The organism is Streptomyces sp. PU-14G (assembly GCF_041028275.1).
Classification (GTDB): Bacteria; Actinomycetota; Actinomycetes; order Streptomycetales; family Streptomycetaceae; genus Streptomyces.
Map to the genome: position 1 here is coordinate 1 of NZ_JASKYT010000336.1, position 8,105 is coordinate 8,105.

Sequence of the window (8,105 nt, forward strand, 5' to 3'; positions counted from 1 at the left end):
GGGGCCGGGGGCTGCTCGTACGTCTCCCCTGGGGGCGAAGGCCGCTGGTACGGGGACGGGCAGGGCGGCGTACGGGAGGGGGTCGTGGCCGGAGGGCTTCCGCCCGGCGCGGGCCCCGGCGCCGGTGGCCACCCGTGCGGGGGCTGCTGCGCCATCTCCTCGGCGCGTTCGCGCAGGTGCCGGGCCTCCGCCTCGAACTCGATCGCCCCGGCGGGTGTCTCGATGCGCGTCATCCGCGCGAACGCCTCGCGCAGGTAGTCGCGCAGGCACCAGGCCACCACCAGCGTCACCGCCGGCCAGACCACAGCTTCGACGTACCGCACCACGAGTTCGGCCACATCCATGGGGCCATCCTGGCCCCCCGCACCGCGAACGGGGGCGGAATCGGGCCGCGACCGGCCCGGTTCCGCCCCCGTCGCGCCGGAGGAAGGCGACCGCTCACCTGCGCGTGGCGGGCTCCGCCTCCTCGTACGGGGCGCCGGCGCCGCCCTGGCCCGGCAGCGCGGCGGCGCCGGAGTCGTCGCGGAGCTTCTCGCCCTCGACGTCGACGGTGGGCAGGATCCTGGCCAGCCGGCGCGGCAGCCACCAGGCGCGCTTGTCCAGCAGGTTGAGGACGGCGGGCACGAGAGCCATGCGGACGACGAAGGCGTCGAAGAAGACGGCGACGGCGAGCCCGAAGCCGATCATCTTCACCATGGAGTCGCTGGACCCGATGAAGCCGGAGAAGACGGCGATCATGATGACGGCCGCCGCGCTGACGACCCGCGCCCCGTGCCGGAAACCGGTGACGACAGCCTCCCGCGGCGACTCCCCGTGCGCGTAGGCCTCCCTCATGCGGGTCACCAGGAACACCTCGTAGTCCATCGCGAGGCCGAAGACCACGCCCACCATGAAGATCGGCATCATCGACATGACAGGCCCGGTCTGCTCCACCCCGAACAGGCCGCCGAGCCAGCCCCACTGGAAGACCGCGACCACGGCACCGAGCGCGGCGACGACGGACAGCAGGAAGCCCAGCGCGGCCTTCAGCGGCACCAGCACGGAGCGGAAGACGACCATCAGCAGCAGGAACGCCAGCCCGACGACCAGCGCCAGGTAGGGCAGCAGCGCGTCGTTCAGCTTCTGCGAGACGTCGATGTTCATCGCCGTCGAACCGGTGACCAGGACGTCGGCGCCCGTCTTGGGGCTCAGTTCGGCACCCGTGTCGCGGATGTCGTGCACCAGGTCCTGGGTCTGCGTGGAGGACGGGTGCGAGTCGGGAACGACGGTGACCATCGCCGTGTCGCCCGCCTTGTTGAACTGCGGCTTGGTCAGGCCGGCGATGCCGTCCAGCCGGCCCAGCTCGCGCACGGTGTGGTCGACGGCTGCCTGGGGATCGTCGCTGCCCCGGGCGTCGACGACGGTCATCAGCGGGCCGTTGAAGCCCGGGCCGAAGCCCTCGGACAGCAGGTCGTACGCCTTGCGCTGGGTGGTGTCCGTCGGCTTCGACCCGTCGTCCGGCAGGCCGAGTTCGAGGGAGGCCGCCGGGAGGGCGATCACACCCAGGCCCAGCACACCGGCCAGCAGCACGGCGACGGGACGCCGCTGGACGAACCGCGCCCAGCGGGTACCGGCCGGCTCCTTGGCCACCGGCTGCCCCGCCTGCTGCCGCGCACCGGCCCCCTGTGCACCGGCCTCCTGCTCGCCGGCCGACTGCCCGCCGGCCTCCTTCGCCTGCTTGCGTGCCTTGCGGCCGACGATGCGGCGTCCCGCGAAGCCCAGCAGCGCGGGGATCAGCGTGAGGGCCACCAGCACGGCGATGGCGACGGTGCCGGCCGCGGCGACACCCATCTTGGTGAGCATCGGGATGTTGACGACCGCCAGCCCGACCAGCGCGATGATGACCGTCAGACCGGCGAAGACCACCGCGGAGCCCGCCGTGCCGACGGCCCGCCCGGCGGCCTCCTCCCGCTCGCGGCCCTCGTGGAGTTCGGCGCGGTAGCGGGAGACGACGAACAGCGCGTAGTCGATGCCGACCGCCAAGCCGATCATCATGGCCAGGATGGAGGTGGTGGAGCCCAGGTCCATCACGCTGGCGAGCGCCGTGATGGTGGAGACGCCGATGCCCACGCCGATCAGCGCGGTCAGCAGCGGAAGACCGGCGGCCACCAGCGAGCCGAAGGTGACGACCAGGACGACGGCGGCGACCACCACGCCGATGACCTCGCCGGCGCCCGTCGTCGGGATGGTGCTCAGCGCGTCACCGCCGATCTCCACCGTCATGCCGCCGTCCCGCGCCTGCTCGCCGGTCTTCTCGAGCGCGTCGCGGGTGTCGTCGGTCAGCTCCATGGAGCTGACCTTGTAGTTGACCGAGATGTAGGCGGTCTCGCCATCCTTGCTGACGGCCTGGCCGGTGAACGGGTCGACGACCCGGGCCACCTGGTCGGAACCGGACTTCAGCGCGGCGACGGCGTCCTCGACCTCGGCCTTGTTCGCCGGGTCGGTGATCTTCTCACCCTTGGGTGCGTCGAAGACGACGCGCGCGGTGGCGCCGTCGGCGTTGGCGCCGGGGAAGCGCTGGTCCAGCAGGTCGAAGGCCTTCTGGGCCTCGGTGCCGGGAATCGAGAAGGAGGTGGAGGCGGCGGGCGGCGCGGTGGCGGCGCCCGCCCCGGCTATCGCGAGCAACGCCACCCACAGCAGCACGACGATGCCGCGCCGCCGGAAGGCGAGCCGCCCCAGGCGGGAGAGGAAGGTTGCCACGGGTGGAACTCCAGAGGTGGTGAGGGCCCCCGAGGCGCCGGCGCACACGTCGCTGGACGCGCGGGGCCCGGGAGGGCGGGTGGAGCGGGTGGAGGGGGGAAGGTGCGCCGGCTTCAGGCGCGCAGTGCGGGCAGCAGTACGGCGTCGAGGTAAGTGGCCAGGAAGTCCTGGGTGGCCGGGTGTCCGTCGATCAGTTCGCGGCTGATCAGCGCGCCGACGAGCATGTGCGGCACGAGGTCGAGAGCGGGGTTGTCCGCCCGGATCTCACCCCGCTCCACTGCCCGGTCGAGCAGCACGCGCAGGTCGGCGATGCTCGGTTCGATCAGCAGCTCGCGCAGGGCTCTGAGCAGCTCGGGGTTGTCGTGCGCCGCGCGGCCCACACCGCGCATGAGGGCGGCGTCCTGTTCGATCCGGCAGTTGTCGAACCCGTGCACGATGGCGTCCAGGAGGTCACCGCGCAGCGAGCCCGTGTCGACGACACCCCGCGCGGCGCCCGGCCTGCCGTGCTTGAGCGCCCGGGCGACGAGCTCGGGCTTGCTGCCCCACTGCCGGTAGAGGGTGGCCTTGCTGGAGTGCGTACCGGCGGCGACGGCGTCCATGGTGAGCGCGTCGTACCCCACCTCGCGCAGCAGTTGGAGCACGGCGCCGTAGAGCTCCGCCTCGCGCTCCGGAGTGATTCTGCTGCGCCGCGTCGCTGCCACGGACGTCATTCTGGCACCTCCAGCGGTACGAAACGGTTTCGTACCGCTAACGACCCTACGGTACCGCCGAGCGAAACGAAAACGTTTCGATGAGGCGTGCGCCACCGCACCCGCCCCTGGGACCGCCGCGCACACGAACGAGGGCGGCGTACTCCGACGTGGTGCCTCAGTACGCCGCCCTCGGTACGAAGGGGCCGGGTCGCGCGGAGGCGGCGCGCGCCGGCAGGTCCTCCTTCGGATCGCGGTGCTACGTGGTGGCCGACCAGCGGTAGCCGAGCACCGCGAGGCCGACGCACCAGACGACCGCGAGCCACCCGTCGTTGCCGATCCCCGTGCCGAGCAGCAGGCCGCGCAGGGCCTCGACGGCGTGCGTGAACGGCTGGTACTCGGCGATCGGCTGGAACCAGCCCGGCATCGCGTCGGCTGCCGGCGCTCGGCCCCGGTCACGGGGCGAAGCCGGTCGGGCGGGTCACTCCACCGTCAGCACCAGCTTGCCGTCCAGCCCGCCCGCCTCCCCGGCGCGGTGCGCCCGCGCGGCCTCGGCGAGCGGGACGGGCTCGTGCAGCGGCACGTCGAGCGTGCCGCGCCGGTGCAGGGCCAGGGCCAGGTCGAGGGCCTCACCGGTGCGATCCTCACCGGCGGCCCCCGAGGAGAAGCGCACGCCGAGCGCCTGCGCAGCCCGCGGATCGGCGAGCGTCAGCACCCGGGCGGGGCCGCCCGCGAGCCGCACGGACTCCTCCAGCACGTCGGCGCCGGAGGCGTCCAGCACAGCGGCGACCCCGCCGGGAGCGGCGGCCCGCACCCGCTCGGCCCAGCCGTCCCCGTACGTCACCGGTGTGGCACCCCGTCGCGTCAGCCGCTCCCGCGCCCGTTCCCCGGCCGTCCCGACCACGCGCGCACCACGCTCCAGCGCGAACTGCACGGCGAGGTTGCCCACCGCGCCGCCCGCGCCGTGGACCAGCACGGTCTCCCCCTCCGCCACCTCCAGTTCGGTGAGCGCCCGGTGGGCGGCCTCGGCCGCGACCGGCAGCCCGGCGGCCCGCCGCACGTCCAGGTCTTCGGGCCGTCGCCGCAGCTGCGCGGTGTCCGCCAGCAGGAGCGAGGCGTACGCGCTGGGTGCGCGGCCGAAGACCTCGTCACCCGCCGACGGGCCGCTGACGCCGTCGCCCACCGACTCGACGGTGCCGGCGAACTCCAGCCCCGGAATGTGCGGCAGCGTGACGGGCATGGCGGTGACCATGGCGCCGCTGCGGATCTTCCAGTCCAGCGGGTTGACGCCCACGGCCCGCACCGCGATCCGCACCTGGTCGGGGTCCGGCTCGGGGATGTCGATACCGGTCGGCTGGAGGACCTCGGGTTCGCCGTAGGCGGCGAAGGCGATGGCCTCGGGCATGGCGGGCACCTGCTTTCTTCGGGGTGGCTCAGTCCGCCCGCGTTCCCCGCCGACGCGCTCGCCATGCCCCCAGGCAGGCGGTGTTGCGTGGGGGCGCGCGCTTCCCGTCAGGCCGAGGTGGTGCCCGCTGACTCGGTCCCTTCTCCGGTCAGGTCCGGGTCGTCGCGCTCGCCCCGTTCACCGTCCGTGCCGGTGGCGCCGGTCGCCACGCGGCTGTTGCGACGTCCCCACAGCAGGTAGATCAGGACGCCCACCGCCATCCACGCCAGGAAGCGCGCCCAGGTGATCAGCGGCAGGCTGCCCACCAGGACCAGGCACAGCGCCAGCGCCACCAGGGGCAGCACCGGCACCCACGGCGTACGGAAGGCACGGGGCAGGTCGGGGCGGCGGCGCCGTAGGTAGATGACGCCCACGCACACGGCGATGAACGAGGTGAGCATCCCGATGTTGCCCAGTTCCGCGAGATCCTGGATGGGCAGCAGTGCCGTCATCAGCGCCACCATGCACCCGAGCGTCCAGGTGATCCGGCGCGGACTGCGGGTGACGGGATGGACCTGTGCGAACCAGCCGGGCAGCAGCCGGTCGCGGCTCATGGCGAGGAAGACCCGGCTCTGCCCCAGCAGCATGATCATGACGACGGTCGTCAGCCCGCAGATGGCGCCGACACCCACGACCCGGACCGCCCAGTCCTCCCCCGCGACCTCCAACGCCCCCGTCACCGGTGCCGCGTTGTCCAGCTGGGTGTAGGGCCGCATCCCGGTGACGACCAGGGAGACGGCGACGTAGAGGGTGGCACAGGCGGCGACCGTGGCCATCAGCGCGATCGGCAGGGTGCGCTGCGGGCGCTTGGCCTCCTCCGCGCTGCTGGCCATGATGTCGAAGCCGGAGTACGAGCCGAACACGATGGCGGCTCCGGTGAGGATTCCGGCGAAGCCGAACGTGGCGTTCGTGCTGATCCCGGCCCAGCCCAGCAGCGGCTGTTCCCAGAAGCCGCCCTCGGCTCCGGCGGGACGGGACTCGGGCACGAACGGGGCCCAGTTGTCCGGGTCGACGTGGGAGACGCCGACGGCCAGGAAGAGCACGATGGCCGCCAGCTTCACCAGCGTCATGGCCGTGTTGAGCCGCGAGGTGGTGCGCACGCCGGCGGCCAGGATCGCGGTGAGCACGAGGATGACGGCGACCGCGGGCACGTTGACGGCCGCCTCGGGCCCGGCTATGGACTCCGGGAGCCGTATCCCGAAGGTGGCCAGGAAGTCGGTGACGTACTGGGACCATCCGGCGGCGACCGCGCCCGCGCCCATCGTCATGTCGAGGATGAGGTCCCAGCCGATCAGCCAGGCGATCGGCTCACCCAGTGACACGTACGCGAACGTGTAGGCGCTGCCCGCGACCGGCACCGTACTGGCGAACTCCATGTAGCACAGGGCCACCAGACCCGAGACGAAGGCGCCCAGCGCGAAGGAGAGGGCGACGGCGGGTCCGGCGTAGTTGGCGGCAGCGGTGCCGGTCAGCACGAAGATGCCGCCGCCGATGGTGACCCCGATGCCCATCATCGTCAGCTGGAGCGGTCCCAGCGAGCGGCCCAGCCGGGTCGCGGGGCGCTCGGCGTCCCGCAGTGTCGCTTCGATCGATTTGGTACGCACGCGTCTCTCCTAGGCCTGGGCGTCCGCGCGGGCGTCCCCGGGTGCGTCGGCGGCGCGGGCGTCCCCGGGTGCGTCGGCGGCGCGGGCGCCCGCCGCACCCACCTCGTGGACGGCGGCCTCCGCGGCTGCGTCCGCGTCGGCGTCTGCCTCCACGGCGGCCTCTGCGCCGGCCCGGTACTCCGCGAGGCAGGCGGGCAGCAGTTCGGCCAGTCGCGCGTAGTCGGCGGCGTCGTTGTACAGGTGCGCGGACAGCCGCAGGAAGCCGCGCCCGCTCCAGGTGGTGCAGGCGACGTCGCAGCCGGTGCGGGCGGAGATGCGGCGCTGCAGGGCGTGCGCCGCGTCCTGGTCGGCGGCGAGCCCCGCGGGCAGTGGCACCAGCCGCATGGCGGGTGCCGCGCAGGCGGCCAGTTCCGCCAGGTCCCCGGTGCGGCCCAGCGCCGCGGCGAGCGTGCGCTGCGCCGCGTCGGCGAGCCGCGTCATCCGCGTACGGGCGGCGTCCCAGCCGTAGCGGCGTTCGATGAACTCCAGCGCGGCGGGGGCCGCGAGCCATGCGGTGAGGTCCGCGGTGCCCTGGTGGTCGAAGCGCTGGGGAAACGGCTCGGGCGCCCCCCAGGAGTCGACGACGGGGTACAGCTCCTGGGCGAGCGGTCCCCGCGCCACCAGGGCGCCCGTGCCGCGCGGGGCGCAGGGCCACTTGTGCAGGTTGCCCACCCAGTAGTCGGCGTCGCCCGCGTGTGCGAGAGGATCGGCGAGCATGCCGGGGCCGTGGGCGCCGTCCACCAGCACGCGGGCGCCCGCGCTGTGGGCGGCCTCCACCAGGTCGGCGACCGGCAGCACGCGGGCGGTCGCCGAGGTGATCTGGTCCACGACGAGGAGGGAGACGGGCCCCGCGGCCAGCGCGTCGCCCACCCGTGTGGTGATCTCCTCGGCTGTGGCGCCCAGCGGCAGGTGCACCGTGCGCACGCGTGCTCCGGCACGGCGGGCGGCACGTTCGACCGCCCAGACGACCGCGCCGTAGGCGTGGTCGGTCAGCAGCACCTCGGAGTCCGGGGGCAGTGTGATGCTGCCCAGTACGGCGCTGACACCCGCGCTGGCGTTCGCCACCAGCGCCAGGTCCCCGGGCTCGGTGCGCAGGTAGCGGGCGACGCGGGCACGCGCGTGCGCCACTCGCTCGGGCAGCCCGCGGAACCACGGGTCGGGGCCCGCGTCCATCTCCGCCCGCAGCGCCTCCTGCGTCGCGAGCGCCGCGCGCGGCACCGCGCCGTAGGAGCCGTGGTTCAGGTGGCGGACGGCCGGGTCCAGCGCCCAGTCCTCGAACGGGTGCCCGGAGCCGTGGCCGGGCTCGGTGGAGGGGGTCATACGAAGAACGGCCTCGCAGAGTTGTCTGACGACTTGCTGACGTTCCCCGGGACGGTAGACGGCTAGCCCCTTGCACAACAGGGGGTTGCGAGTAAATTCCGCCCCGCCATGCGACGCCTCGACGAGGAGTCATCAGATGACTCGCGTGTGTCATCGTTGCTGCGACAGAACCCACCGGGGCCTGCGGACGCCCCGCGCATGACAGTCCGCCGACCGCGCGAGTGGCCGGACCCCGGCGACCTGGCGGCCCGGCCCCGGGCGGGGGGCGCG

The 8,105-nt window shown here is 73.6% G+C and carries 5 protein-coding genes and 2 pseudogenes; all 7 read right to left on the bottom strand.

The window, feature by feature from the left end; genetic code table 11:
• A pseudogene (locus AB8Z75_RS27895) lies at positions 1 to 344 on the bottom strand (hypothetical protein); the annotation flags it as partial.
• A gap of 94 nt (positions 345 to 438) precedes the next feature.
• Complete coding sequence (locus tag AB8Z75_RS27900) at positions 439 to 2,739, bottom strand: MMPL family transporter (protein ID WP_369206734.1); 2,301 nt, start codon at positions 2,737 to 2,739, stop codon at positions 439 to 441.
• 113 nt (positions 2,740 to 2,852) lie between these two features.
• A complete protein-coding gene (locus tag AB8Z75_RS27905; RefSeq protein ID WP_369206736.1) occupies positions 2,853 to 3,449 on the bottom strand; it encodes a TetR/AcrR family transcriptional regulator in 597 nt (198 codons plus the stop codon).
• Between the two features lie 238 nt (positions 3,450 to 3,687).
• Positions 3,688 to 3,864: pseudogene (locus tag AB8Z75_RS27910) on the bottom strand (ABC transporter permease); the annotation flags it as partial.
• Positions 3,865 to 3,909: 45 nt separating this feature from the next.
• The gene (locus tag AB8Z75_RS27915) at positions 3,910 to 4,833 is read right to left on the bottom strand and encodes an NADP-dependent oxidoreductase (protein ID WP_369206738.1); all 924 of its coding nucleotides are present in this window, start codon (positions 4,831 to 4,833) and stop codon (positions 3,910 to 3,912) included.
• 107 nt (positions 4,834 to 4,940) lie between these two features.
• Positions 4,941 to 6,476, bottom strand: a complete 1,536-nt coding sequence (locus AB8Z75_RS27920; protein WP_369206740.1) for an APC family permease — start codon at positions 6,474 to 6,476, stop codon at positions 4,941 to 4,943.
• Positions 6,477 to 6,485: 9 nt separating this feature from the next.
• Complete coding sequence (locus AB8Z75_RS27925) at positions 6,486 to 7,835, bottom strand: aminotransferase class V-fold PLP-dependent enzyme (protein WP_369206742.1); 1,350 nt, start codon at positions 7,833 to 7,835, stop codon at positions 6,486 to 6,488.
• Positions 7,836 to 8,105 lie beyond the last annotated feature (270 nt).